The sequence below is a fragment of the Paraburkholderia sp. 40 genome (genome assembly GCF_050434105.1).
Taxonomy (GTDB): Bacteria; Pseudomonadota; Gammaproteobacteria; order Burkholderiales; family Burkholderiaceae; genus Paraburkholderia; species Paraburkholderia tuberum.
Genome location: NZ_JBNPVY010000004.1, coordinates 3,555,398 through 3,581,136 on the forward strand (window position 1 = coordinate 3,555,398; position 25,739 = coordinate 3,581,136).

The 25,739-nt window shown below is 65.0% G+C and carries 21 protein-coding genes; 5 read left to right on the plus strand and 16 right to left on the minus strand.

Annotated elements, in window-relative coordinates; translation table 11 throughout:
• Positions 1-40: 40 nt before the first annotated feature.
• Positions 41-1,108: an aminoglycoside phosphotransferase family protein gene (locus OKW28_RS38450; protein ID WP_429453201.1), complete on the plus strand. Its 1,068-nt coding sequence runs from the start codon at positions 41-43 to the stop codon at positions 1,106-1,108.
• A gap of 3 nt (positions 1,109-1,111) precedes the next feature.
• On the plus strand, positions 1,112-1,825 hold the full coding sequence (murU, locus tag OKW28_RS38455) for an N-acetylmuramate alpha-1-phosphate uridylyltransferase MurU (protein WP_429453202.1): 714 nt from the start codon (positions 1,112-1,114) through the stop codon (positions 1,823-1,825).
• A gap of 3 nt (positions 1,826-1,828) precedes the next feature.
• Here the strand turns inward: murU and OKW28_RS38460 are convergent, their stop codons facing one another.
• A complete protein-coding gene (locus tag OKW28_RS38460) occupies positions 1,829-3,727 on the minus strand; it encodes an ABCB family ABC transporter ATP-binding protein/permease (protein WP_429453204.1) in 1,899 nt (632 codons plus the stop codon).
• Between the two features lie 206 nt (positions 3,728-3,933).
• On the opposite strand from OKW28_RS38460, the gene OKW28_RS38465 reads away from it, so the two are divergent.
• Entirely contained in the window at positions 3,934-4,329 is a 396-nt protein-coding gene (locus tag OKW28_RS38465; protein WP_429453206.1) for an acyl-CoA thioesterase, read from the plus strand.
• Between the two features lie 123 nt (positions 4,330-4,452).
• Positions 4,453-5,064, plus strand: a complete 612-nt coding sequence (locus tag OKW28_RS38470; RefSeq protein WP_429453208.1) for a glutathione S-transferase family protein — start codon at positions 4,453-4,455, stop codon at positions 5,062-5,064.
• Between the two features lie 61 nt (positions 5,065-5,125).
• Here the strand turns inward: OKW28_RS38470 and OKW28_RS38475 are convergent, their stop codons facing one another.
• Together OKW28_RS38475 and OKW28_RS38480 are read right to left on the minus strand one after the other, a co-directional pair.
• Positions 5,126-8,314, minus strand: a complete 3,189-nt coding sequence (locus tag OKW28_RS38475; RefSeq protein WP_429453210.1) for a sensor domain-containing protein — start codon at positions 8,312-8,314, stop codon at positions 5,126-5,128.
• Positions 8,315-8,539: 225 nt separating this feature from the next.
• On the minus strand, positions 8,540-9,016 hold the full coding sequence (locus tag OKW28_RS38480; RefSeq protein ID WP_429453212.1) for a nitrate reductase associated protein: 477 nt from the start codon (positions 9,014-9,016) through the stop codon (positions 8,540-8,542).
• A 157-nt stretch (positions 9,017-9,173) separates the two neighbouring features.
• Between OKW28_RS38480 and fdhD the strand changes: the two genes are divergently transcribed.
• The gene (gene fdhD, locus OKW28_RS38485) at positions 9,174-10,058 is read left to right on the plus strand and encodes a formate dehydrogenase accessory sulfurtransferase FdhD (protein ID WP_429453214.1); all 885 of its coding nucleotides are present in this window, start codon (positions 9,174-9,176) and stop codon (positions 10,056-10,058) included.
• A gap of 67 nt (positions 10,059-10,125) precedes the next feature.
• Here fdhD and OKW28_RS38490 read toward each other — a convergent pair whose 3' ends face one another.
• The 13 genes from OKW28_RS38490 to OKW28_RS38550 all read right to left on the minus strand — a co-directional run bounded on the left by OKW28_RS38490 (position 10,126) and on the right by OKW28_RS38550 (position 25,631).
• Positions 10,126-10,896 (minus strand): enoyl-CoA hydratase, encoded by a 771-nt coding sequence (locus tag OKW28_RS38490; protein WP_429453216.1) that lies wholly within the window; start codon positions 10,894-10,896, stop codon positions 10,126-10,128.
• Positions 10,897-11,012: 116 nt separating this feature from the next.
• Entirely contained in the window at positions 11,013-12,212 is a 1,200-nt protein-coding gene (locus OKW28_RS38495) for an acetyl-CoA C-acyltransferase (protein ID WP_429453218.1), read from the minus strand.
• A gap of 126 nt (positions 12,213-12,338) precedes the next feature.
• A complete protein-coding gene (locus OKW28_RS38500) occupies positions 12,339-14,774 on the minus strand; it encodes a 3-hydroxyacyl-CoA dehydrogenase/enoyl-CoA hydratase family protein (protein ID WP_429453220.1) in 2,436 nt (811 codons plus the stop codon).
• A gap of 123 nt (positions 14,775-14,897) precedes the next feature.
• Positions 14,898-16,685: an acyl-CoA dehydrogenase C-terminal domain-containing protein gene (locus OKW28_RS38505; protein WP_429453222.1), complete on the minus strand. Its 1,788-nt coding sequence runs from the start codon at positions 16,683-16,685 to the stop codon at positions 14,898-14,900.
• Positions 16,686-16,783: 98 nt separating this feature from the next.
• Entirely contained in the window at positions 16,784-17,383 is a 600-nt protein-coding gene (locus tag OKW28_RS38510; RefSeq protein ID WP_184027146.1) for a TetR/AcrR family transcriptional regulator, read from the minus strand.
• A 294-nt stretch (positions 17,384-17,677) separates the two neighbouring features.
• Entirely contained in the window at positions 17,678-18,937 is a 1,260-nt protein-coding gene (clsB, locus tag OKW28_RS38515) for a cardiolipin synthase ClsB (RefSeq protein WP_429453224.1), read from the minus strand.
• Positions 18,934-19,449 (minus strand): dihydroneopterin triphosphate diphosphatase, encoded by a 516-nt coding sequence (nudB, locus tag OKW28_RS38520; protein WP_090803007.1) that lies wholly within the window; start codon positions 19,447-19,449, stop codon positions 18,934-18,936. The genes clsB and nudB overlap by 4 nt, the downstream gene beginning before the upstream one ends.
• Positions 19,450-19,669: 220 nt before the next feature.
• Complete coding sequence (aspS, locus tag OKW28_RS38525) at positions 19,670-21,469, minus strand: aspartate--tRNA ligase (protein ID WP_429453226.1); 1,800 nt, start codon at positions 21,467-21,469, stop codon at positions 19,670-19,672.
• Between the two features lie 75 nt (positions 21,470-21,544).
• A complete protein-coding gene (locus OKW28_RS38530; protein ID WP_429356582.1) occupies positions 21,545-22,201 on the minus strand; it encodes a DUF502 domain-containing protein in 657 nt (218 codons plus the stop codon).
• A gap of 75 nt (positions 22,202-22,276) precedes the next feature.
• Positions 22,277-22,594, minus strand: a complete 318-nt coding sequence (locus OKW28_RS38535; RefSeq protein ID WP_429453228.1) for an FmdB family zinc ribbon protein — start codon at positions 22,592-22,594, stop codon at positions 22,277-22,279.
• Positions 22,595-22,766: 172 nt separating this feature from the next.
• A complete protein-coding gene (locus tag OKW28_RS38540; protein WP_429453230.1) occupies positions 22,767-23,387 on the minus strand; it encodes a methyltransferase domain-containing protein in 621 nt (206 codons plus the stop codon).
• A gap of 6 nt (positions 23,388-23,393) precedes the next feature.
• Complete coding sequence (ubiB, locus tag OKW28_RS38545; RefSeq protein WP_429453232.1) at positions 23,394-24,971, minus strand: ubiquinone biosynthesis regulatory protein kinase UbiB; 1,578 nt, start codon at positions 24,969-24,971, stop codon at positions 23,394-23,396.
• A 15-nt stretch (positions 24,972-24,986) separates the two neighbouring features.
• Positions 24,987-25,631 (minus strand): ubiquinone biosynthesis accessory factor UbiJ, encoded by a 645-nt coding sequence (locus OKW28_RS38550; RefSeq protein ID WP_184027113.1) that lies wholly within the window; start codon positions 25,629-25,631, stop codon positions 24,987-24,989.
• Positions 25,632-25,739: the final 108 nt, after the last annotated feature.

Consider the following 25,739-nt stretch of genomic DNA (forward strand, 5'->3'; position numbering starts at 1 on the left):
ATGGCAAGACGTTGTCCCCAAGAATTTGCCGCCGCTTTTCATGACGCTGCCTTCCACCCAAGATTTCACCGACACCCGTCTCTCCCTGCTCAAGGCCTGGCTGCAAGGCCACGCGGCGCGCCATGCGCTCGAGCCCGACACCCTCGTTCCGGCCTCGTCCGACGCCAGTTTCCGCCGTTATTTCCGGCTCGCCGGTAAGGCGGCGCAAGGCAATGGCGCGGCCACGCTGATCGCCGTCGACGCGCCGCCGCCCGAAAAATGCCGCGAATTCGCACAGATCGCGCAATTGCTCGCCGCCGCCGGCGTGCACGTGCCACGCGTGCTCGAGGTCGACTTCGACGCGGGCTTCATGCTCGTCACCGATCTCGGCACCGCGTCGTATCTGGGCGCGCTGACCGACGCGCAGGCCGCGGGCGACACGCGCGCGGCTCGCGCGCTGATGCGCGACGCGCTCGACGCGCTGATCCGCTGGCAGCTCAGCTCGCGCGAAGACGTGCTGCCGCCGTTCGACGAAGCGTTCCTGCACCGCGAGCTGGAGCTGATGCCCGAGTGGTTCATCGGCCGGCACCTTGGCCGCGAGGTCGATGCCGCTACGCGCGCGCTGCTCGATCGCACGTTCGCGCTGCTGATCGCGAGCGCACGCGCGCAGCCGCAAAGCTTCATGCTGCGAGATTTCATGCCGCGCAATCTGATGATCGCCGAGCCGAACCCAGGCGTGCTCGACTTCCAGGACGCGGTGTACGGGCCGATCACGTACGACGTCGTGTCGCTGCTGCGCGACGCGTTCCTCAGCTGGGACGAGGAGTTCGAGCTCGACTGCTTCGCGTACTACTGGGAGCGCGCCAAAAAAGCCGGCCTGCCGGTCGATGCCGATTTCGGCGAGTTTTACCGCCAGCTCGAATGGATGGGGCTGCAGCGGCACATCAAGGTGCTCGGCCTGTTCTGCCGCATCAACTACCGCGACGGCAAGGCGCATTACATGAACGACCTGCCGCGCTTCATCGGCTATGCACGCAAGGTGGCGGAGCGTTACGCGCCGCTGCGCGGGTTCGCGAAACTGCTCGACGACCTCGACGGCCGCGCGCAGGAAATCGGCTACACCTTCTGACCGATGACGATGTCCGTAAAAAAAGCGATGATTTTCGCCGCGGGCCGCGGCGAGCGCATGCGTCCGTTGACCGACGCGTGCCCGAAGCCCTTGCTCGAAGTGGGCGGCAAGCCGCTGATCGCATGGCAGATCGAACGGCTCGCGCGGGCCGGCATCCGTAGCATCGTGATCAATCATGCGTGGCTCGGCGCGCAGCTCGAAGCCGCGCTCGGCGACGGTTCGCGCTGGCAGGTCGAGCTGCGCTACTCGCCCGAGCACGAGGCGCTGGAGACCGCGGGCGGCATCGCGCAGGCGCTGCCGCTACTGACCGACGACGGCGCGGATCAGTTGTTCGTCGGGGTGGCCGGCGACGTGTACACCGATTACGACTACGCCGCGCTGCACGCGCACGCCGGCCGGCTGAAGGCGCTGCCCGTGCCCGGCATGCATCTGGTGATGGTGCCGAATCCGGCGTTTCACCCGAACGGCGACTTTGGTCTCGTCGACGGCGTGCTGTCGCTCGATGCGCAGCCGCGCCTCACGTTCGGCAGTTTCGGGCTGTACGACACGCGCATGTTCCGCGATCTGCCGCGTGGCACCCGGCGCGCGCTGAGCCCGTATTACCGCGCGACCATCGCGCGTGGGCTCGCGAGCGGCGAGCTGTACGAAGGCTTGTGGGAGAACATCGGCACCCAGGCGCAGCTGGAAGCGCTCGATCGGCTGCTGCGCGCGCGCTGAGCTTTACTTCGCCGGGCTCTCACCTGCCCCGACTGCTTCCGCTCTTTCCACCGCATCCGTGGTCTGCGCGGCGCGCTGCTGCAGCGCCCACATCTGCGCGAACAAACCGTTCGCGCGCAACAGCTCCGCGTGCGTGCCGCGCTCGACGATGCGCCCTTTGTCCATCACGATGATCTGCTGCGCGTGCACGACCGTCGACAGCCGGTGCGCGATGATTAGCGTCGTGCGTTCGCGCGCGATCAGGTCGAGCTCATGCTGGATCGCGCGCTCGGAGCGTGAATCGAGCGCGGACGTCGCTTCGTCGAACAACAGGATCGGCGGATTCTTGAGTATGGTCCGCGCGATCGCGACGCGCTGCTTTTCGCCGCCGGACAGCTTGAGCCCGCGCTCGCCGACCGGCGTGTCGTAGCCCTTCGGCAGACTCTCGATGAACTCGTGGATATGCGCGGCGCGCGCCGCCGCGATCACTTCGTCGCGCGTCGCCGACGGCCGACCGTACGCGATGTTGTAGTAGATAGAGTCGTTGAACAGCACCGTGTCCTGCGGCACGATGCCGATCGACGCGCGCAGCGAATCCTGCGTGACGTCGCGAATATCCTGGCCGTCGATGCGGATCGCGCCGCCCGTCGCGCGGTCGAGATCGTAGAAGCGGAACAGCAGCCGCGCGAGCGTCGATTTGCCCGAGCCGCTGTGGCCGACCACCGCCGTCGTCGTGCCGGCCGCGATCGTGAAGCTCACGCCGTGCAGAATCTGCCGCGAAGGCTCGTACGCGAAGCTCACGTCGTCGAAGCGCACCTGCGCGCCGCTCACTTGCAAAGCCACCGCATTGGGCGCGTCGGGCACTTCCCGCGGTGCGCCGAGCAGCGAGAACATGCGGTCCATGTCGGTCAGGCTCTGCTTCAGCTCGCGATAGACCACGCCGAGAAAATTCAACGGAATATACAGCTGCAGCATGAACGTGTTGATCAGCACCAGGTCGCCGAGCGTCAGACGCCCGGCCATCACGCCCTGGGTGGCGCGCCACAGGATGAACACGAGCCCCGTGCCGATGATCGCCTGCTGCCCGAAGTTCAGCGCCGACAGCGAACGCTGCGACTTGATCGCCGCCGCGCGATAGCGCTTCAGGTTCTCGTCGTAGCGGCTCGCTTCCCACTCCTCGTTGCCGAAGTACTTGACGGTCTCGTAGTTGAGCAGCGAGTCGATCGCGCGCGAATTCGCCTTCGAATCGAGCTCGTTCATCGTGCGGCGAAAGTGCGTGCGCCACTCGGTGACCTTCACCGTGAACGCGATGTACACCGCGAGCGCGACGAACGTGACGATCGCGTAATAGGCCTCGTATTTGACGACGAAAAAGCCGAGCACGAGACCGACTTCGACGAGCGTCGGCAGGATGCTGTACAGCGAATAGGAAATCAGCTGCGTGATGCCGCGCGTGCCGCGTTCGATATCGCGCGACATGCCGCCCGTCTGCCGCTCCAGATGAAAGCGCAGCGACAGTCCGTGCAGGTGGCGGAATACTTTCAGCGCGAGTTGGCGCACCGCGCTTTCCGTCACTTTCGAAAAGAGGACTTCGCGCAGCTCGGTGAAAAACGACGTGGACAGCCGCACCACCGCATACGCGACCACCAGCAAGCCGACGCCGCCGAGCAGCACGATGCCGGGCGAGTCCTGCGCGCGGCCGAGCGCGGTCAGATGCCGGACCGACGCGAGACTGTCGACGATGCGCTTCATCACGATCGGCACGCCGAGGTTCGCGACCTTCGCGCCGATCAGGCAACTGAGCGCGAAGCCGACTCGCCATTTGTAGGTGGCAAGGTATGGCAGCAGCGACAGGATCGTTTGCCAGTCGTTGCGGGGTGTGGTGGAAATCGGCGAGGGTTCGGACGAAGGAGCGCGGCGCATAAATCGTGGGGAGAGTGTGGGGCTGCCGGAGTTCGCAGCGGCGCGCGGCTCGCGCGCTTCGCTGGGTGCTTTCCCGTACAATTCCTGATCTTTCTATTGTCGCAGAAGCCGGCTGGCGGCGCTTTGCATGGCCTACTGTCGAACTGGCCCAGCCATTGCGTCAATGTGCGTCAATACACTCGAACACGTTTCCCAAGGATGTCCCGATGACCGATCTTCTTCAACTTCCGTCCAAGCCGTGCGCGCTGCGCGTAATGCCGCAGCCATCGGACGCGAACATTCATGGCGACGTGTTCGGCGGCTGGATCATGGCGCAGGTCGACATCGCCGGCTCGATTCCGGCAAGCCGTCGCGCGAATGGGCGGGTCGCGACGATCGCGGTTAATTCTTTTCTGTTCAAGCAACCGGTGTTCGTCGGCGATCTGCTGAGCTTTTACGCGGATATCGTGAAGACCGGCAATACGTCGGTGACAGTGTCGGTCGAGGTCTACGCGCAGCGGTTGAGGCTCTCGCAGGAAGTCGTCAAGGTCACGGAAGCGATCCTCACCTACGTTGCCACCGACAGCGACCGCCGTCCGCGCGCGCTGCCCGTGCTGGACTGAGCCGGCGAGGATGCTTAAGCTAGCGATTCCACGCGTCACGCGCCGCGCCACCCGCTAGCCGTTCCAGCCGATCAGCGCACGAGGCCCGGGGCGCCCCATAGTCGCTCTTATCATGGAAACGAGATGAAACTGATCGGAATGCTCGACTCGCCCTACGTGCGGCGCGTCGCCATCTGCATGAAGCTGCTCGCGCTCGACTTCGAACACGAGTCGATTTCGGTATTCCGCACCTACGACCAGTTCGCGAAGATCAACCCGGTCGTCAAGGCGCCGACGCTCGTCGCCGACAACGGCGCGATCCTGATGGACTCGACGGTGATCCTGCAGTATCTGGCAGCGCTCTGCGGCCCCACCCCGCTGTTCCCGACGCAAGCCGACGCGGCGTTGCGCGCCGCGCGTCTGACGGGTCTCGCGCTCGCCGCGTGCGAAAAGAGCGTGCAGATCGTCTACGAGCGCAATCTGCGGCCTCAGGAGAAGCAGCATGAACCGTGGGTCGAGCGCGTGCGCGCGCAACTGCTCGCCGCCTATGCCGAACTCGAACGCGAGTTGGGCGAAGGGCCGCTGCCCGACAAGCAGCAGCAGTTCAGCGCGGCGGACGTGGCCGTCGCCGTAGCCTGGCAGTTCACGCACATGATGCTGCCGGAGGCGGTCAGCAAGGCCGATCATCCGCGGCTCGAGAAGTTTTCCGCGTTCGCGGAAAGCCTGCCGGTGTTCAAGGACACGCCGGCTCAGTGACCAGCGTTGGACGCGGCACACGGCGACGCGCGGCGACACCCGTCGCCGCGTCACGCTCCCCTCACGCCGGCTCCAGCTCCGGCACCAACCCGCCGTGCAGCAGTTCGGAAATCGCTTCCGTCGATAGCGGCTTCGCGAAATAGAAGCCCTGCATTTCGTCGCACGCGCGTTCCTTCAGGAAGTCGAGTTGCGCCGACGTTTCCACGCCCTCCGCGATCACCTGCAACTTCAGCGAATGGGCGAGCGCGATGATCGCCGACGTGATCGTCTCATCGTCGCCCGATACACCGATATCCGACACGAACGAGCGGTCGATCTTCAAGCGGTCCACCGGGAAGCGCTTCAGATAGCTGAGGCTCGAATAGCCGGTGCCGAAGTCGTCGATCGCGAGACCGATGCCGAGCGCGTGCAGTTCGTTGAGCATCGACACTGCTTCTTCCGCGTTGCGCATGATCGTGCTTTCGGTCAGCTCGAGTTCGAGGTACTTCGGTTCGAGTCCGGTCTCGTCGAGCACCTGCATCACGAGCTTCGCGATGTCACGCTGCTGGAACACCCGCGCCGACAGATTCACCGACACGCGCGCCGGCCGCAAGCCCTGATCCTGCCACGCCTTGTTCTGCCGGCACGCCTCGCGCAGCACCCACTCCGACAGCGGCCCGATCAGCCCGCTTTCCTCGGCGAGCGGAATGAACGACGACGGCAGCACGAGCCCGACCTCGGGATCGTGCCAGCGCACCAGCGCCTCGATGCCGACGATCTGTCCGCTGCCGATATCGACCTGCGGCTGATAGTGCAGCAGGAACTCGTTGTCGCGCAGCGCGCGGCGCAGGCGTCGTTCGAGATTCAGGCGCGCGCCCGCGCTCGCGTTCATCTCCGGCTGATAGAACTGGAAAGTGTTGCGCCCCATGTCCTTCGCGCGATACATCGCGACGTCGGCCTTCTTCATCAGCGTTTCGGCATCCTCGCCGTCCTGCGGGAACAGGCTCGCGCCCATGCTGCAGCCGACGTACAGCTCGGTGCCGTCGAGCCACACCGGCTCGGCGATCGACGCGCGCACGCGCTCCATCCACGTGATCAGCGATTGCTCGTCGACGGTGTCGGTCATCACGATCACGAACTCGTCGCCGCCGTGACGCGCAACCGTGTCGCTGGTGCGCGAGCAGCGCGCGAGCCGTTCGGCGACCACCCCGAGCAGCCGGTCGCCGACGCTATGGCCGAGGCTGTCGTTGACGTTCTTGAAGCCGTCGAGATCGAGGAACACGACCGCGACGCCCGAATGATGCCGCTGCGCGACGACGAGCGCATGTTCGAGCCGGTCGCGCAGCAGGTTGCGGTTCGGCAGCCGCGTAAGGCCGTCGTAGTTGGCCTGGTATTCGAGCTGCTCCTGATAGCGGATCAGCTCGGTCACGTCGTTGATGACGCCGATATGATGGGTGATCACGCCTTCCGCGTTCGGCACCGGCGCGATGAACAGCTGATTCCAGAACAGTGCGCCGTCCTTGCGATAGTTGCGCACCACCGCGCTGACCTCGCGATTCGCCGCGAGCGCCTCGCGGATCAACGCGACGCCTTCCTGGTCACGGTCGTCGCGTTGCAGCACGCGGCAGTCGTGGCCGATCACCTCGGCGGGATCGTAGCCGGTGATGCGCATGAACGCCGGATTCACGTATTCGATCAGATTGCCCGACGGCGACGGCGCGGTGATCAGGATCGCGTTGACGCTCGCGTCGAGCGCCCGGCTTTGCAGACGCAGCGCGAGATCGGCGCGCTTGCGCTCGGTGATGTCGGTGTACGAGCCGAGCACGCCGATCACCTGACCATCGCCGTCGGTGAACGGCAGCTTGCTCGTGACCGTCGTACGATGCACGCCGTCGATCACGAAGTCGACCTCGAAGTTCATCTTGGGCACGCCGGTGCTCGCGACTTCGCGATCGTGCTCGGTCAACAGGTCGGCGAACGCGCGCCACGCCAGGTCGGCGTCGCTCTTGCCGACCACCTGTTCGGGATACGCGAGCCCCGCGTCGCGCGCGAATGCCATGTTGCAGCCGAGATAGCGCGAGTTCAGGTCCTTCCAGAAGATGCGCTGCGGAATGTTGTCGATCACCGCTTCGAGCATCTGATTCGAGCGCTGCGCTTCGGCTTCGGCGTTGATCTGGTCGGTCACGTCGTCCGCCAGCACGAACGAGGCGTCGCGGCCCATGAAGTTCAGTGCGTGATAGGACACGTTGACGCTGAGGATCGAGCCGTCCTTGCGCCGATGCCGCCAGATGCCCGCCATCGTGTGGCTCTGGCGGAGGCCGGCGCTACGCTGCAGATGCGTCTCCAGGCGGCCGATTTCCGAGTTCGGGCGGATCGCGCGGATCGTCATGCCGAGAAACTCGTCTTCCGTGTAGCCGTATTGCTGGATCGCGGCCTTGTTGACGGCGAGAAAGCACAGCGTGTCGCGATCGAAGATGTACATCGGCACGGTGTGATCGTCGAACAGGCTGCGAAAACGCTCGTCGTTGCGCACCAGCGCGCGGGCGCTGCGCAGCTTTTCGCGCGCGCTGTTCTCGCGCACGCCGAACGTGAGGAACAGCAGCACGCTGCCGGTGAGCATCGTCACGAGCAGCACGAACATCGCGCGCTCGCTGTCGCTCGCCGATGCCGCGAGCGAGGTCTGCAACGAGCGGTTCTCCTCGCTGCGCAACGTGGCGAGCGCGGCGTCGACACGTTCTAGCGCGGGGGCAAGATGCGAGTTCGACGGCGCAAGGTCGAGGGATGCCTCGAATGGCGCGTCGAGGGGGGCCGCCCCTGGTGCTTCGGTCGATGCCGCGTGCGCCACGCCCGACGCCGCGCTTGCCGCTCCGGGCAGGTCACTCGCATGGTTGCGCAGCGTGTCCTCGAGATCGTGCTGCAACGCGTGCCGCGCCGCGCTCAGGCTGGCGAGCGCCCCCGACATGTACGGCTCGCTCGCGAGCTCGTCGCGCAGTGATTGCTCGCGGCTCGCGAGTGTGTTCGTCATCGAAGCGGCCGCGTCGGGCGGCACCGGCTTGCCCGATTCTTTCAGGCGGTGCAGAGCGGCGAGCGCGTTATCGAGCGCGGCGTGATACGCATCGAGGTTCTGGCGCACGCTGGTCGAGCGCGCGAGGCGCGCATCGGCGTCGCGCTGCCCGCGAATCTGCGTGTACGCGACGAACGCGTTTGCACCGACCGCGACGACCACGACCGCAATATTGATCAGCAGTCGCTTCGATAGAAAAGGATTCATGGGTTCCGAACGTCAATCGTTCCGAGGGCGGGAGAGCGCGCTCGCTGCCGGTGCGTCGGGCCGCATCGATGCAAGTCTTTTACGCGCCATCCTTTGGATATCGGCAGCGACCGGAAGCGGGTTGAGGGTCGGCGTGAAAAAAATCTGATGATTTGGGGGAAGGCTGCGAGTTGGTGGGGGCGCCTGGCTGGGAGCGGCTGGCCGGCCGCGCCTAGCCGGCCGCGCCTAGCCGGCCGCTCCAAATTCCTTCATCGCCGGGACGAAATCGTGGCTCGCCTCGGGCTTGCGCGACAGCTTCGCGAGCACATAGCGCTTGAAAGGATCGAGCTCGGCCCAGCGCGCGACGCTCGGCGCGGCGAGACCGGCCAGCCCCGCCTGATGCGCGACACCGTCGGGCACGCTGTCGGTTTGACGCCAGGCCGGCGACTCCTCCGGCGTAAACCACTCCGGTTCGACGTTCGCGTGCGTGCGCAGCATCTCGAACAGCGCGTGATCGAAATTCGGTTCGATCTGCGTGTCTTCTTCGACCGGGAAACGCGCGAGCAGCTTACGATCTTCGAGCGGCAGTTGCTGCCACTGCACGAGCGTGATGCGCAGCCCGAAACGGTCGAGATTGAAGCGCACCGACATCGGGATATAAGTGAAATTCTCCGAAGACGCGACTTCGAAGTCGAACAGAAGCGGTGCTTCGTTGAGTCCCATGTCAGTGCTCCTTGTCGGTGGCGGACAGCGTGCGGGCGTCGCTTGAGGTATTTTAGAACTTATTCGCGCGACGGCGCCCCGCGCGGCAGCCGCCGCGAAGCATACGGCGAGGCCGGCGCACCCTTTGACGCGCGGCATGGTACAGGAGTGAAGCAGCTTGAACGGACAGGAAAACGGGCGCGCAACCGAGCGGGCGGACGGCCAGCCCAACGCCCTCGACAGCGACGAACAACCCGGCGTAGTGCAACTCGAAGTGCGCCGCCATCGCGGCGCGGCGGTTGAAACCGCCACCGATCACGTCGGCCAGGAGTGGCCGGTCGCGCTCGTGTTCAACGGCATCTCGCACGCGGTGATGATGTGCACGCCGCGCGATCTCGAAGCGTTCGCGGTCGGCTTCTCGATTTCGGAGGGGATCGTCGAGCGCGGCAGCGACATTCAGGACATCGAGGTCGAACTGCATGAGCACGGCGAGCTGCCGCATGCCGAGGTGCAATTGCAGGTCGTGCAGCAGGCGTTCGCCGGTTTGAAGGAAAAGCGCCGCGCGCTCGCCGGGCGCACCGGCTGCGGCGTGTGCGGCATCGAAAGCATCGATCTGCTGGATCTGAAACCGCAGCGTGTACTCGACACTGGCTTCTTGCAGCGGCTCGCGCCCGATGCGATCGCACGCGCCGCGCGCGCGCTGCCCGAACACCAGGCGCTCACTCGTTTGACGGGCGGCCTCCACGCGGCCGCGTGGTGTGATGCGCAAGGCGCGATCCACTATGCGTTCGAGGACGTCGGCCGCCACAACGCGCTCGACAAGCTGATCGGCCAGCTCGTGCTCGACCGCGCCGATACGCGCGACGGTTTCGTGTTTCTGTCGAGCCGCGCGAGCTACGAGCTGGTGCGCAAGGCCGCGCGCGTCGACGTGCCGATGGTCGCGACGATCTCGGCGCCGTCGTCGCTCGCGATTGCGATCGCGCGTGAGGCGGGCGTGCGGCTCGTGAGCTTCTGCCGCGAAGGCAGCTACGTCGATTACGACACGTGGCAGCAGCAAGTTTGAGCGATTGACGCGGCGCAGCGACGATTCACGGCTAACCCACCCGAAGCCCGCCTGCGTCGCACACCCCTCAGTCGAACCGCCGGAAATCCGGCTTGCGCTTCTCGAAGAACGCCTTGAACGCCTCGCGCGCTTCGGGCGCAAGCAGCATCTTGCCGAAGTGCACGGCTTCCTCGGTCATCTGGGTCTGCAGTTCCTGCTGGCTCGCGCGCTTCATCAGGCTCTTCGTCACGCGCAACGACGACGCCGGCAGCGCCGCCAGCTTCGCGGCCTGCGACGCCGCGAACGCGTCGACTTCGCCCGCCGGCAGCACGCGATTCACGAAGCCCATGCGGTGCGCTTCGGCGGCGTCGAACGCCTCGCCGAGCAGCAGTTTTTCCGCCGCCGCCTGATAGCCGGCCACGCGCTGCAGCAACAGGCTCGACGCTGCTTCCGGGCACAGCCCGAGTTGCGTGAACGGCAGCGAAAAGCTCGCGGTGTCGGCCGCGTAGACCAGATCGCAATGCAGCAGCAGCGTCGTGCCGACGCCGACCGCCGGCCCCGCGACCGCCGCCACCACCGGTTTTTCCGCCGAACATAGCGCGCGCAGGAACTGGAACACCGGCGGGGTTTCGCCAACCGGCGGCGACTTCATGAAGTCCTCGAGATCGTTGCCCGCGCTGAACATGCCCGCGCTGCCGCGAATCAGGATCGCGCGCACCGACGCGTCGCCCTGCGCTTCTACGAGCGCGTCGGCCATCGTCTGATACATCGCGGCCGTGAACGCGTTTTTCCTGCCGGGCCGGTTGAAGCTGATGGTCAGCAACGCGTCGGCGCGCTCGACCAGAATATCCGTCGTCATCCCGTTCATCTCCTTGTGCTCCTGCTGAATGTAAAAACGGTTCGCAAGCCGGGCGGCCTGCGAACCGTTGCGCGGTCCTTGGTGGATCACAGAAGGACCCCCGTTCGATCAGCGGCTCACAGACGCTCGATGATGCCCGCCGCGCCCATGCCAGTACCGACGCACATCGTCACCATGCCGTACTTGTAGTTGCGGCGGCGCAGGCCGTGCACCACGGTCGCCGCACGAATCGCGCCGGTCGCGCCGAGCGGATGGCCCAGTGCGATCGCGCCGCCGAGCGGGTTGATCTTCGACGTATCGAGGCTGAGGTCCTGGATCACCGCGAGCGACTGCGCGGCAAACGCCTCGTTCAGCTCGATCCAGTCGAGGTCGTCCTGCTTCAGGCCCGCGGCTTTCAGCGCGGCCGGAATCGCTTCCTTCGGGCCGATGCCCATGATTTCCGGCGGCACGCCGCGCACCGCGAAGCTGACGAAGCGCGCGAGCGGCGTCAGGTTGAACTGCTTGAGGATCTTTTCCGATACGACGATCAACGCACCCGCGCCGTCCGACGTCTGCGAGCTGTTGCCGGCCGTGACCGAGCCTTTGTTCGCGAACACCGCGCGCAGCTTCGCGAGGCCTTGCATCGAGGTGTCCGCGCGCGGACCTTCGTCGAGCGACACCTCGCGCGTTTTCACGTTGATCTCGCCGGTCGCGAGATCGGGGACGCGATCGACGATCGTGTACGCGGCGATTTCGTCGTTGAATTCGCCGGCTTGCTGCGCGGCCATCGCGCGGCGGTGCGATTCGACCGAGAACGCGTCCTGCGCTTCGCGGCTGATCTTCCAGCGCTCGGCGACTTTCTCCGCGGTCAGGCCCATGCCGTACGCGATGCCGACGTCTTCGTTGCGATCGAAGATATGCGGCGACAGCGACGGCTTATTGCCCATCATCGGCACCATGCTCATCGATTCGCAGCCGCCCGCGATCATCGCATCCGCCTCGCCGACGCGAATGCGGTCCGCGGCCATCGCGAGCGCGGTCAGACCCGACGCGCAGAAGCGGTTCACCGTGACGCCGCCGACCGTGTTCGGCAGACCTGCCAGTAGCGCGCCGATCCGTGCGACGTTCAGGCCCTGCTCCGCTTCCGGAATAGCGCAACCGACGATCGCGTCTTCGATCACGCCGGTGTCGAGGCCGGGCACCTGAGCGACGGCCGACCTGATCGCGTGAACCAGCAGCTCATCCGGACGTGTGTTCCTGAACATGCCGCGCGGCGCCTTGCCGATCGGCGTACGGCTCGCGGCGACGATGTATGCGTCTTGCAATTGCTTTGCCATTTGGGAATCTCCTTTGTCGACCAGAGTTGGCGCTTTAGCTGTCGATCCGGAGTTGGCGCTTTAGCGCTTACTCCGGTCCCATGCAAAGCTCTTACTCTGGTCCCATGCACATTGTGCGGTCGCCGCTTAGTTGCGCACCGGCTTGCCGGTCTGCAGCATGCCCATGATCCGTTCCTGCGTCTTCTGCGTGCCGAGCAGCTCGACGAACGCGCGACGCTCGAGTTGCAGCAGCCAATCTTCGTCGACGAGGCTGCCCGCTTCGACGTCGCCGCCGCACACCGCTTCCGCGATGCGGCTCGCGATCAGGAAATCGTGCTCGCTGATGAAGCGGCCGTCGCGCATGTTGACGAGCGACGCCTTGATCGTCGAAATCGCCGAGCGGCCCGCGACCGGCACCTGGGTCGCGCGTAGCGGCGCACGGTAGCCCGCCGCGGCGAGCGCGCGCGCTTCCTTCTTCGCGACGTCGAGCAGTTCGAACACATTGAAGACGATCGTGTCGGAAGGCTTCAGGTAGCCCATCGCGCGGGCGTCGAGCGCGGAGGCCGACACCTTCGCCATCGCCGCGTTCTCGAACGACTTCTGCAGGAACTTCAGCAGATCGTTCGTCGCGCCGACCTGGCTTGCCGCTTCGGCCGCGCGCAGCGCCGCTTCCTTCAGGCCGCCGCCCGCCGGCACGAGACCCACGCCGACTTCGACGAGACCCAGATAGCTCTCGATGTGCGCGACGCGCTTCGCGCTGTGCAGTGCGAGTTCGCAGCCGCCGCCGAGCGCGATGCCCGAGATCGCCGAGATCACCGGCACGTTCGCATACTTGACGCGCAGCATGCCCTGCTGGAAATTCTTCACGAACGGCTCGATGCCCTTCGCGCCGCCCATCATGAACGCGGGCATCGCTTCTTCGAGGTTCGCGCCCGCCGAGAACGGACCGCCCGGCGTGCCGAGCTTCAGCGATGTGGGCTGCCACACGACGAGGCCCTTGTAGTCCTTCTCGGCCAGTTCGATCGCCTGCGTGAGCCCTTCGATCACCGCCGGTCCGATCGTGTTCATCTTGCTCTTGAACGACACGATCAGCACGTCGTCCTCGCCCGCGCGATCGTCGACCCATGCGCGCACCGCATCGGTCTCGAACAGCGTCTTGCCGTAGGTCTTCGGATCGGCGCCGGTTTCGCCGACGAGCGGCGCGCGGAACACCTGCTTGCGGTACACGTCGAGCGACGAGCGCGGCACGAAGGTCTGCGTGGCCGGTGACCACGAGCCTTCGGCCGTGTGCACGCCGCCCTTCTCGTCAACCGCGCCTTCGAGCACCCACGACGGCAGCGGCACGTTGGCGAGCGCCTTGCCCGCGGCGATGTCTTCCTGCACCCATTCGGCGACCTGCTTCCAGCCGGCCGTCTGCCAGCCTTCGAACGGGCCTTCGTTCCAGCCGAAGCCCCAGCGGATCGCGAGGTCGACGTCGCGCGCATTGTCGGCGATCGATTCCAGATGCACGGCGATGTAGTGATAGACGTCACGGAAGATCGACCACAGGAACTGCGCCTGCGGGTGCTGCGTTTCACGCAGCAGCTTCAGACGCTCGGCGGCCGGACGCTTCAGAATGCGGCCGACGAGTTCGTCCGCCTTCCCGCCGCCGTCGATATATGCACCCGTGTTCGGATCGAGCACCTTGATCGCCTTGCCTTCCTTCCTGTAGAAGCCGCCGCCGGTCTTCTGACCGAGCGCGCCCTTCTTCACCAGTTCGGCGAGCACGGCCGGTGTTTCGTAGACCGGCAGAAACGGATCGTCCGGCAGCGTGTCCTGCATCGTCTTGATCACGTGCGCCATCGTGTCGAGACCGACCACGTCGGCGGTGCGGAACGTCGCCGACTTCGCGCGGCCGAGGCGCGCGCCGGTCAGGTCGTCCACTTCGTCGAAACGCAGGCCGAACTTCGCGGCTTCGGCAATAACCGCAAGGATCGAGAACACGCCGACGCGGTTCGCAATGAAGTTCGGCGTATCTTTCGCGCGCACGACGCCCTTGCCGACCACGCTGGTCAGGAAGGTTTCGAGCTGATCGAGAATTTCCGGACGCGTCGTCGCGGTCGGGATCAGTTCGACCAGATGCATGTAGCGCGGCGGATTGAAGAAGTGCACGCCGCAGAAGCGCGCCTTCAGTTCGTCCGCGAAACCTTCGGACAGTGCGGTGATCGACAGCCCCGACGTGTTGGTCGCGAAAATCGCGTTCGGGCCGATGTGCGGCGCGACCTTCTTGTACAGGTCGTGCTTCCAGTCCATGCGTTCGGCGATTGCTTCGATCACGACGTCGCACTCGGCGAGCTTGTCGATGTCGTCGTCGTAGTTCGCGGGCTGGATGTATTGCGCGTCGTCCTTCACGCCGAACGGCGCCGGCGACAGCTTCTTCAGATTTTCGATCGCCTTCAGCGCGATCCCGTTCTTCGGGCCTTCCCTGGCGGGCAGGTCGAACAGCAGCACGGGCACCTTGGCGTTGATCAGGTGCGCGGCGATCTGCGCGCCCATCACGCCGGCGCCGAGCACGGCTACCTTGCGAATGATCAGATTGCTCACGTCGTTTCTCCGGAGAGTTGTGCGATGGCGCGAAGCGTCAGCCATGCTTCGCGCGATGTGTGTGGTCGGCAGCGAGGCACCTTGGGTTCAGTACGCGCAGGCGCCTCGCTCGATGTGCGAGCGTCAGAACAACGCTTCTTCGACGTCCATCATCGGCTTCGAACCTGCGCGCGCCTGGCGGATCGTCATCGCCGTTTCGGGTAGAAGCTTCGCGAAGTAGAAGCGCGCGGTCGCGAGCTTCGCCTTGTAGAACGGATCGCCCGATGCCTCCTTGTCCAGCGCGATGCGCGCCATGCGCGCCCAGAAATACGAGAACACCAGATGGCCGACCGTGCGCAGGTACGGCACGGCCGCGGCGCCGACTTCGTCGGGGTTCTGCATCGCCTTCATGCCGATTTCCATCGTCAGCTTCTGCACCTTTTCGCCGATCTCGGCGAGCGGGTTCACGAACTCCTGCATTTCCGGCTTGATGCCTTCCGCTTCGACGAACCCGGCGACGAGCTTGCCGAACTTCTTCATCTTCGCGCCCATGTCGCCGAGCACCTTGCGGCCGAGCAGATCGAGCGACTGGATGCCGTTGGTGCCTTCGTAGATCATGTTGATGCGCGCGTCACGCACGTACTGCTCCATGCCCCATTCGGCGATGAAGCCGTGGCCGCCGTAGATCTGCATCGCGTGATTGGTGCCTTCGAACGCGTTGTCCGACAGGAACGCCTTCAGGATCGGCGTGAGCAGCGCGACCAGGTCGGCGGCTTCCTTGCGCTCGGCTTCGTCGGCGTGCGACAACTCCTTGTCGATCTGCAGCGCCGACCAGTACGAGAACGCGCGGCCGGCTTCGGCGTAGGCCTTTTGCGTGAGCAGCATGCGGCGCACGTCCGGGTGCACGATGATCGGATCGGCGGCCTTTTCCGGCGCCTTCGGGCCGGTCAGCGAACGCATCTGCAGCCGCTCTTTCGCGTACGTGAGCGAGTTCTGATATGCGACTTCGGTGAGACCGAGGCTCTGCATGCCGACGCCGAGACGCGCGGCGTTCATCATGACGAACATCGCGTTCAGGCCCTTGTTCGGCTCGCCGACCATCCAGCCCTTCGCGTTGTCGAGATTGATCACGCAGGTCGCGTTGCCGTGAATGCCCATCTTGTGCTCGATCGAACCGCACTTGACGCCGTTGCGCTCACCGGGCTCGCCCGCTTCGTTCGGCACGAACTTCGGCACGATGAACAGCGAAATGCCCTTGGTGCCCTTCGGCGCATCCGGCAGACGCGCGAGCACGAGGTGAACGATGTTCTCCGCCATGTCATGCTCGCCGCTCGAAATGAAAATCTTCGTGCCGCTGATCGAGTACGAGCCGTCGCCATTCGGTTCGGCCTTCGTGCGCAGAATGCCGAGGTCGGTGCCGCAATGCGGCTCGGTCAGACACATCGTGCCGGTCCAGACGCCTGCGACGAGCTTCGGCAGATAGCGCTGCTGCAGTTCCGGCGTGCCGTGCGCGTGCAGGCATTCGTACGCGCCGTGCGACAGGCCCGGATACATCGTCCACGCCTGATTCGCCGAGTTCAGCATTTCATAGAGCGCGTTGTTGACGAACGCGGGCAGTCCCTGGCCGCCGAATTCCGGGTCGCAACCGAGCGCCGGCCAGCCGGCTTCGACGTATTGCCGGTAGGCTTCCTTGAAGCCCTTCGGCGTGGTCACGACGCCGTCGCCGGCATACGTACAGCCTTCCTGGTCGCCGCTGAGGTTGAGCGGGAACAGCACTTCGGAGCAGAACTTGCCGGCTTCCTCGAGCACCGCGTTGATCGTGTCGGCGTCGAGTTCGGCGTGCTTCGGCATTTGCCGAAGTTCGGCCTCGACGTTGAGCAGTTCGTGCAACACGAATTGCATGTCGCGCAGCGGCGCGGCGTACTGTCCCATGACTCTCTCTCCCTGGTTTGACAAAAAGCCAGGCCGTTGGCCGGGTCCGTGGTCGGACCTTCTGCGCCGCGCGTTTCCGGTAGATTCCGGCGACGCCGCTAACGGCTTTCGCTTTGATACGAATTAATCAGTTTTTCCAGTGCGGCCCACGTGAGACGCACCGCATCCGGCAGATGCAGAAAGCGCGCGTCGTGATGCAGGCCGAGCGTGACGCTATACAGTTCGAACAGCATCAGCTGCGGGTCGGTATCGGCGCGCAGATGCCCTTCTTCCATTGCTTGCGAGATCGCGCGCGTGAGCGCCGCACGCCACGTCGTCACGCTCGACACCAACTGCTCGCGCACCTGGCTATCCGCGCGGTCGTCGTATTCGACGGCGCCGCTGATGTAGATGCATCCGGTCGTGACTTCCTGAATGCGTTTCTCGATCCAGCGGGAAATCATCGCGCGCAAGCGCGGCAGACCACGCGGCTCGCGCAGGCTCGGGAAAAACACCTCGTCTTCGAAACGGCGGTGGTATTCGCGCACGACCTCGATCTGCAGATCCTCGCGCGACCCGAAATGCGCGAACACACCGCTCTTGCTCATCTGCATGCGCTCGGCCAGCAGACCAATCGTCAGACCTTCCAGTCCGTCTCGGCCTGCCAGATCGAGTGCTGCGTCGAGAATCGCGGCTCGGGTTTGTTCGCCTTTTCGCATAGCTGTTTTACCGTTCTAATGTGACCGAATTGAAAATCGAACGGCCGTACTATTATTGAGTGCTTGCCGTCCGCGAAACAAGGACTTTATTAGAAACTGGTTTCTAACCGGCTTCTAATTTTGCGGCTTTCGACCATCAGATCAATCAGATTTTTAGAGGCGTTTGCCTTGAATCGATGGGTGCCGATCGGCGCGCGCGTGTTCTCGCGCGTGTTCTATTTCTTTGCCCCGGTTCGCTGGCGCCGATTGATGGCCGACATGATGCGGCAAGCGCGGGCTCTCGTGCGAGCGGTATTAGTCGTAGCCGCCCACCGTCAGCAGCTTCATCGCGACGCGGTAGCTCGTGTACGCGATCCAGCTCAGCGCGCGCACGCGCGCCGGTCGCGATTCGTAGTGCGCTTCATCGATTGGGCGCGCGTCCGTGAACGCGTCGAGAATCGCGTCGCGCAGTTTGGGGATCGACGGATCGTTCACGAGCACGACGTTCGCTTCGTTGTTCAGCATCAGGCTGAGCGCATCGAGATTCGACGAACCGACCGTGCCCCAGTTCGAATCGACCACCGCGACCTTGCCGTGTAGCAGCGTCTTCTCGTATTCGGCGATCTGCACGCCTGCGCGCAACAGCGCGTGGTACAGGAACGGCACGGCGTAATCGAGCGCCTTGAACTCCTTGCGCCCGATGATCAGCTTCACGACCACGCCGCGCCGCGCCGCGAACACCAGCGCGCGACGCAGCTTGCGTCCCGGCATGAAGTACGGATTCGCGAGCAGGATTTCATGGCGCGCCTGGCCGATCGCGGCCAGATAAGCTTTTTCGATCGCGCGGCGGTTGATCAGGTTATCGCGCGCGACGAATGCGACGCACGGCTCGCCGCCGGCCCACAGTGCCTCGTTGCGGCGTCGCCGGCGTCTGCGCAGACTGCCAAGCGAGTTGGCGTCCTGCGACGACAGGTCGGGCTTCATCGAATCGAGCGGCCGATGGCCGACGCGAATCCGCCGCCACTGCACTTCGATCGCATCGCGCACGTCGGCGACCACCGGCCCGCGCAGTTCGACCGCGAAGTCCCAGCGCCGGTACGGCAGCTTCTCGCCGTTGTTCTCGTAATCGTCGACGATATTGATGCCGCCGCAATATGCGATCTGATCGTCGATCACCGCGAGCTTGCGGTGCGTGCGCGAAAAGCCGAAGCGGCCGAACAGATGCGGGTTGTAGATGCGATGCTCGATGCCGCCGGCCGGCCATTGCTCGAACATCGTCAGGCGCGCGGTGCCGACGCCATCGGTGATCACGCGCACTCTGACGCCGCGTGCGGCAGCGCGAAGCAGCGCCTCGCTGACCGCGTGGCCGGCTTCGTCGTCGCAGAAGATGTAGGTTTCGAGCGCGACGTTGTGCTCGGCCGCGTCGATGCGCTCGATCAGCGCATCGAAGAAATCGTCGCCGGAGCGCAGCAGCTCGACCTCGTTGTTACTGGTGAAGCGGTAGCGCTGCCAGTAACGACGGCCGAGCAACGTGTGCCGCAGAAGCGCGAAACGGCCCGAGCCGCCTGCGCTCACTGGCCACGCTCCCCGGCCAGCGGGCCGGATTGCGGGTCGACCGGGCGTGCGGCGAGCCGCCGCGGCAACTGCAGGATCGCATCGGCATTCGACGACGAAAAGCAGCGCGATGCGGCCTCTTCATATGGCAGCCACATATACGCGGTGTGTTCGCGCGGCGCGAGCGTCACGTCGATGCACTCGGGGACCTGCAGGCTGAACCAGTGCTCGGTGTTGTAGAGCACGCCCGCTTCGTAGCGGTAACGAAATTCCGGGTAGATCTCGTAGTCGATCGAGTAGTGCCAGTCGAACAACCCGCTGCGCGGCACCAGTGCGCCGCCGATCATGATGCCGGTTTCCTCGCCGACTTCGCGCACCGCCGTGTCGGCGAGCGGTTCGTCGAGCCGGTCTTTCGAACCCGTCACCGACTGCCAGAACGCCGCATGATCGGCGCGCTCGAGCAGCAGCACGTCGAGCGCAGGCGTATGAATGATGACGAGGACGGACTGCGGAATTTTCGGCGGTTTCGGCATGGCTCAAACTGGGCGCGACGATACGCGCGGTACATGTCGGATGACGGTCGAAAGGGTCTGGAAAGCGGTGGCTTCACTGTAACGCAAAAAATGAAAAAGGCGCTGAGGTGGAGATCACCTCAGCGCCTTTTCGTTTCGCTCGTGTGGTTTTTTTGCGGCCGCCGCCCCGCCGGCCGGCACACGCAAGACCGCTTGCCGGCCGCGCGCAGCGGCCGCGGCTTTATGCCTTCGGTTCCGGCGTACGCAGACGGATGTGCAGTTCGCGCAGCTGACGCTCGTCGACTTCGCTCGGCGCCTGCGTGAGCAGATCCTGCGCGCGTTGCGTCTTCGGGAACGCGATCACGTCGCGGATCGAGTCGGCGCCGGCCATCATCGTGACGATGCGGTCCAGACCGAACGCGATACCGCCGTGCGGGGGCGCGCCGTATTGCAGCGCGTCGAGCAGGAAGCCGAACTTCGCCTGCGCTTCTTCCGCGTTGATCTTCAGCGCGCGGAACACCTTGCTCTGCACTTCCTCACGGTAGATACGCACCGAGCCGCCGCCGATTTCCCAGCCGTTCAGCACCATGTCGTAGGCCTTCGCGAGGCAGCGCGCGGGGTCCGTTTCGAGGTACTCGAGGTGCTCGTCCTTGGGGCTCGTGAACGGGTGATGCGCGGCGACGTAGCGGTTGTCTTCCTCGTCGTATTCGAACATCGGAAAGTCGACGACCCACAGCGGCTTCCAGCCGGACTCGGCCAGGCCGTTGGCCTTGCCGAATTCCGAATGACCGATCTTCAGACGCAGCGCGCCGAGGCTGTCGTTGACGACCTTTGCGCGATCCGCCGCGAAGAAGATGATGTCGCCGTCTTGTGCGCCGGTGCGCTCGATGATCGCCTTCAGCGCTTCGTCGTGCAGGTTCTTCACGATCGGGCTTTGCAGACCGTCACGGCCCTTCGCCGCTTCATTGACCTTGATCCACGCGAGACCCTTCGCCCCGTAGATGCGCACGAATTCCGTGTAGCTGTCGATGTCGCCACGCGACAGCTCGCCGCCCTTCGGCACGCGCAGCGCTGCGACGCGACCGTCCTTCGTGTTGGCCGGGGTGCTGAACACCTTGAAGTCGACGTCGCGCATCGCATCGGTCAACTCGGTGAACTCGAGCTTCACGCGCAGGTCCGGCTTGTCCGAACCGAAGCGGCGCATCGCTTCCGCGTATTCCATGACCGGGAATTTCTGGTCGAGCTCGACGCCGATCGTCGTCTTGAACACGTGACGGATCATCGCCTCGAACAGATCGCGGATTTCCTGTTCCGAAAGGAACGAGGTCTCGCAGTCGATCTGCGTGAATTCCGGCTGACGGTCGGCGCGCAGGTCTTCGTCGCGGAAGCACTTGGTGATCTGGTAGTAACGGTCGAAGTTCGCGACCATCAGCAGCTGCTTGAACAGCTGCGGCGACTGCGGCAGCGCGAAGAACTGGCCCGGGTTCGTACGCGACGGCACGAGGTAGTCGCGCGCGCCTTCCGGCGTGCTCTTCGTGAGCATCGGCGTTTCGATGTCGATGAAGCCCTGCTCGTCGAGGTACTTGCGCACTTCGATCGCGACGCGGTAGCGCAGACGCAGGTTGTGCTGCATCTGCGGACGGCGCAGGTCGAGCACGCGATGCGTGAGGCGCGTGGTTTCCGACAGGTTGTCATCGTCGAGCTGGAACGGCGGCGTGACCGACGCGTTCAGCACGATCAGCTCGTGGCACAGCACTTCGATCTTGCCGCTCTTCAGCGAGGCATTGGTCGTGCCTTCCGGACGGCCGCGCACGATGCCCTTGACCTGCACGCAGAACTCGTTGCGCACGCCTTCGGCGACCTTGAACATGTCAGCGCGATCCGGATCGCAGACGACCTGAACGAGCCCTTCGCGATCGCGCAGGTCGATGAAGATGACGCCGCCATGGTCGCGGCGGCGGCTTACCCAGCCGCACAGCGAGACGGATTGGCCCAGCAGTTCTTCGGTCACCAGACCGCAGTATTCAGATCTCATCGACATGATGTTTGTCTTTCGTTTTGCATTGGTTGAACGGCGCGCCGCAGACGATCCTGCATGAAGCGTTGCGCGCCGGCATTAGAGCGGAGGCTCGACGGTGGCGCGGCGCACCGGCGCCGGCGGCGGCGCGGACGGCGCCACGACGCCCATCGAGACAATGTACTTGAGCGCAGCGTCGACCGTCATGTCGAGCTCGATCACTTCGCTTTTCGGCACCATCAGGAAGAAGCCGGACGTCGGGTTCGGCGTGGTCGGCACGTATACGCTGACGTAATCTTCCTTCAGATGGTTGGCCACGTCGCCGCCCGGGATGCCGGTCAGAAATGCGATCGTATAGGACCCGCGGCGCGGGTACTCGATCAGCAGCGCCTTGCGGAATGCATTGCCACTGCTCGACAGCAGCGTGTCGGACACCTGCTTCACGCTGGTGTAGAGCGGGCCGACCACCGGAATGTGCGCGACCAGCAGTTCCCACCACTTCACGAGCTTCTGCCCAATGAAGTTCTGCGTCAACAGCCCGACGACGAAGATGAACGCGAGCGTGAGCACCGCGCCGAGGCCCGGCAAGCGATAGCCGATCGTGCGTTCCGGCTGCCACGAGGTAGGCAGCAGCAACAGCGTCTGGTCCATCGTGCCGATGACCAGGCCGAGCACCCACAGTGTGATGGCCAGAGGCACCAGCACCAGCAGGCCGGTCAGAAACACCGATTTGAGCGTGAATTTCTTCGTCGTCATGTGTACCGCCAGAAAGCTGCGCGGGCCGAAGCCCATGCGCGGTAGATACGCCGCCCGCGCGGGGCGGGAGTCCCACTAGGCGCTGCCGGAACCGCTCGGGCTCGTGGCGGCGGGCGCTGCGGCGGGGGCCGCGGGCGCGGCAGCCGACGCAGCCGGGGCAGCGACTGCGGCCGGCTCGGACTTCGCTTCCGACGCGGCCGGCGCGCTCGTGCCGCCGCGGAAATCGGTCACGTACCAGCCGGAGCCCTTCAACTGGAAGCCGGCGGCGGTGAGTTGTTTGCTAAAGGTGTCTTTTCCGCACTCGGGACACTGCGTCAACTGGGGATCGCTCATCTTCTGGAGCACGTCCTTCCCGAAACCGCATGACCCGCAACGATAAGCGTAGATCGGCATGATCCTTTCTTACTCCAAATCCTACTGAAATCTTGTAAACGCTTGCAAAGCCTTGAATTATAGCCGCAAACAATGTCCGTTCCCCGGATTTCGGGAAGCGGACGCACGACGCGCCCGCCACCGCGCCAGATGGGGACGACCCCCGGACCTCTCAAGAGCGGCGCGCGTGGCGTTAGCCGCGACGCCGCCAGGTGAGCCAGCGCTCGCGTCCGGCGAATACGGCGATCGAGTCGTCGACCGCTTCGTCTTCGACCAGCTCGAAGTGTGGCGTGAGCAGCGCATCGAGCTCGCCGCGTTCGATGCCGAACGGCGGCCCTTTCGGCGTCGCGCCGATGAAAAAGATGCCCGCCAGCAACCCGCCGGCCGGTAGCAGTTCGCTCATGCGCTGCGCGTAGTCGGCGCGGCGCGCCGGCGGCAGCGCGCAGAAGAATGCGCGCTCATAGATCCATGCCGGTGCGAACGGTGGCGCATAGGTGAAGAAATCCGCCTGTTCGACCAGCGATGCATGCGCGCCGAGCTGCTCGCGTGCCGCCGCCACGGCGGCTGCCGAGAAGTCGATCGCGCGTACCGGGTTGCCCTGGCGCGCGAGCCATACCGCTTCGTGCGCGCTGCCGCAGCCTGGAATCAGCACGGCCACGTCGCGGTGCCGTTCGGCGAATGCGCGAAACGCGGATGGCACGCCCGCCTGATCCCACGGCGTGAAATGGCGCTCGAAGCGTTCGTCCCAGAACTCGGGCGAGCCGGGATCGCGGGTTGCGAAATCGGGCGCGGCGGGTTGGGTCGGATCGCTCATCGGAATCTATCCTCCATAAGCCAGTACCAGGAACGCACGCGCCAGCATCGCGCCGACGCCGACCGCCACGCCGAACAGCAGCAGGCCTTGCAGCAGACGGTTGGTGCGCTTTTGCTCGAGCAGGATCTGGCGGATCACGTCGTCGTTCGCGCCGCCCACCGGATGATGGCGCTCGGCCAGCATGTTATGGACGAGGCGCGGCAACTGCGGCAGCGTCTTGCTCCACTGCGGCGCCTCGATCTTCAGACGCTCGTACCAGCCGCGCAAGCCGATCTGCTCGTTCATCCAGCGCTCGAGATAGGGCTTCGCGGTCTTCCACAGATCCAGTTCGGGATCGAGCGAACGGCCTAGGCCTTCCACGTTCAGCATCGTCTTTTGCAGCAACACGAGCTGCGGCTGGATCTCGACGTTGAAGCGCCGCGACGTCGAGAACAGACGCAGCAGCACCTGGCCGAGAGAAATGTCCTTCAGCGCGCGATCGAAATACGGTTCGCAGACGGCGCGGATCGCGCTTTCGAGCTCCTCGACACGGGTGGTCGGCGGCACCCAGCCCGACTCCAGATGCAACGTCGCGACGCGATGGTAGTCACGCTTGAAGAACGCGAGGAAGTTCTGCGCGAGGTAGTTTTTGTCGAAGTCCGACAGCGCGCCGATGATGCCGAAGTCGAGCGCGATATAACGGCCGAAGTGCGCGGGATCGAGGCTCACCTGGATGTTGCCGGGGTGCATGTCGGCGTGGAAAAAGCCGTCGCGGAACACCTGCGTGAAGAAAATTTCGACGCCCTCGCGCGCGAGCTTCGGGATGTCGACACCCGCCGCGCGCAACGTATCGACCTGGCTGATCGGCACGCCGACCATGCGCTCCATCACGAGCACCGTGGGCGTGCAGAACTCCCAGTACATCTCGGGCACGAGCAGCAGGTCGAGCCCCAGGAAGTTGCGCCGCAACTGGCTGCCGTTGGCGGCCTCGCGCATCAGGTCGAGTTCGTCGTGCAGGTATTTGTCGAATTCGGCGACCACCTCGCGCGGCTTCAGGCGCTTGCCGTCGGCCCACAGACGCTCGGCCCACACGGCGATGTCGCGCAACAGCGCGAGGTCGGAATCGATCACCGGCAGCATCTTGGGGCGCAGCACCTTCACCGCGACCGCCTTGCCCGCATGCTGGCCGGCCTTCACCTTCGCGAAGTGGACCTGTGCGATCGACGCGCTCGCGACCGGCACCCGCTCGAAATCGTCGAATAGCACGTCGACCGGCGCGCCGAGCGACTTCTCGACGAGCGCGATCGCGACCGCCGAATCGAACGGCGGCACCTGGTCTTGCAGCTTGGCAAGTTCGTTGGCGATATCGACCGGCAGCAGATCGCGACGGGTCGACAGCACCTGGCCGAACTTGACGAAGATCGGCCCGAGGCTTTCGAGCGCGAGCCGCAGACGCACGCCCCGCGGCGCATCGAACTTGCGGCCGAGCGTCGTGATGCGCAGCAGCAGACGCACGCGCCGGTCGTTGATGCGGCTCAACATCATTTCGTCGAGGCCGAAGCGGATGACCGTGAAAAATATCTTGAGAAAACGCAGAAAACGCATGGCTGGGCCCGGTGACTAGCGCGTGCCGCGCGACGTGGCGGCGCCGCCCGGCGTTTGCGCGCCGCGGACTTCGACCTTCTGTTCGATGCGCTCGATGCGCTTTTCGACGCGCGCGAGCGAATCGCGCGCGCGCGCCAGCTCGACGTTGAAGTCCGCGAGCGCGGTGCGGCGCACCAGCTGCGGATTTTCGTCGAGCAGGTACTCGGCGGCGGTGTCGAGCAGATTGCGACCGGTGCGCTGCACATGCTCGCCGACCGAGCGGACTAGTGACGTGATGCGCCACGCGGGTCCATCACCGATCAGCTTCGCGAGATCTTCCTCCGGCTCCCAGCGCAGATGCTCGGCGAGCTTCGCGATCACGGTCGCGAACTCGGCGTCGCCCTCGATCTTCACGTGCTTCATCACCGCGGCCTGGCCACCTTGCAGGAAGGCCGGCAGTGCGTCGGACGGCACCGAGATCGTCACGTCGAACTGATGCGCATCGGCTTCGTCGAGCGTACCGAGATAGCCGTCGGGCTGCACGAGCAGCGCGAGCACAACCGGCGGACATGACAGGCGAGCGGTCTTGCCCGCGTACGGGGCGAGGCGCTCGCGGGCCCACGATTCGCGGGCGAGCAGATGATTGACAGCAGCAGCGAAGGGCTTGGCGGCGAGGGTCATCGAAGGTGGCAAGAAAAAACCCGCGCGAGCAAGGTGCTTGCGCGGGCTCCCATTGTAACGTCCGTTCGCTTCGCGGCCTGCTATGCCGAACGGCCTAAGCCATGCGCG

Bases quoted from the DNA above. Each gene is read 5' to 3' on its own strand.
- OKW28_RS38470 (WP_429453208.1), top strand. From the start codon at position 4,453: ATGAAACTGATCGGAATGCTCGACTCGCCCTACGTGCGGCGCGTCGCC.
- OKW28_RS38490 (WP_429453216.1), bottom strand. From the start codon at position 10,896: ATGACGACGGATATTCTGGTCGAGCGCGCCGACGCGTTGCTGACCATC.
- OKW28_RS38540 (WP_429453230.1), bottom strand. From the start codon at position 23,387: ATGAGCGATCCGACCCAACCCGCCGCGCCCGATTTCGCAACCCGCGAT.
- OKW28_RS38465 (WP_429453206.1), top strand. From the start codon at position 3,934: ATGACCGATCTTCTTCAACTTCCGTCCAAGCCGTGCGCGCTGCGCGTA.
- nudB (WP_090803007.1), bottom strand. From the start codon at position 19,449: ATGCCGAAACCGCCGAAAATTCCGCAGTCCGTCCTCGTCATCATTCAT.
- ubiB (WP_429453232.1), bottom strand. From the start codon at position 24,971: ATGCGTTTTCTGCGTTTTCTCAAGATATTTTTCACGGTCATCCGCTTC.
- OKW28_RS38535 (WP_429453228.1), bottom strand. From the start codon at position 22,594: ATGCCGATCTACGCTTATCGTTGCGGGTCATGCGGTTTCGGGAAGGAC.
- OKW28_RS38450 (WP_429453201.1), top strand. From the start codon at position 41: ATGACGCTGCCTTCCACCCAAGATTTCACCGACACCCGTCTCTCCCTG.
- OKW28_RS38475 (WP_429453210.1), bottom strand. From the start codon at position 8,314: ATGAATCCTTTTCTATCGAAGCGACTGCTGATCAATATTGCGGTCGTG.
- OKW28_RS38480 (WP_429453212.1), bottom strand. From the start codon at position 9,016: ATGGGACTCAACGAAGCACCGCTTCTGTTCGACTTCGAAGTCGCGTCT.
- OKW28_RS38530 (WP_429356582.1), bottom strand. From the start codon at position 22,201: ATGACGACGAAGAAATTCACGCTCAAATCGGTGTTTCTGACCGGCCTG.
- aspS (WP_429453226.1), bottom strand. From the start codon at position 21,469: ATGTCGATGAGATCTGAATACTGCGGTCTGGTGACCGAAGAACTGCTG.
- OKW28_RS38495 (WP_429453218.1), bottom strand. From the start codon at position 12,212: ATGGCAAAGCAATTGCAAGACGCATACATCGTCGCCGCGAGCCGTACG.
- OKW28_RS38550 (WP_184027113.1), bottom strand. From the start codon at position 25,631: ATGACCCTCGCCGCCAAGCCCTTCGCTGCTGCTGTCAATCATCTGCTC.
- OKW28_RS38505 (WP_429453222.1), bottom strand. From the start codon at position 16,685: ATGGGACAGTACGCCGCGCCGCTGCGCGACATGCAATTCGTGTTGCAC.
- OKW28_RS38460 (WP_429453204.1), bottom strand. From the start codon at position 3,727: ATGCGCCGCGCTCCTTCGTCCGAACCCTCGCCGATTTCCACCACACCC.
- murU (WP_429453202.1), top strand. From the start codon at position 1,112: ATGACGATGTCCGTAAAAAAAGCGATGATTTTCGCCGCGGGCCGCGGC.
- OKW28_RS38510 (WP_184027146.1), bottom strand. From the start codon at position 17,383: ATGCGAAAAGGCGAACAAACCCGAGCCGCGATTCTCGACGCAGCACTC.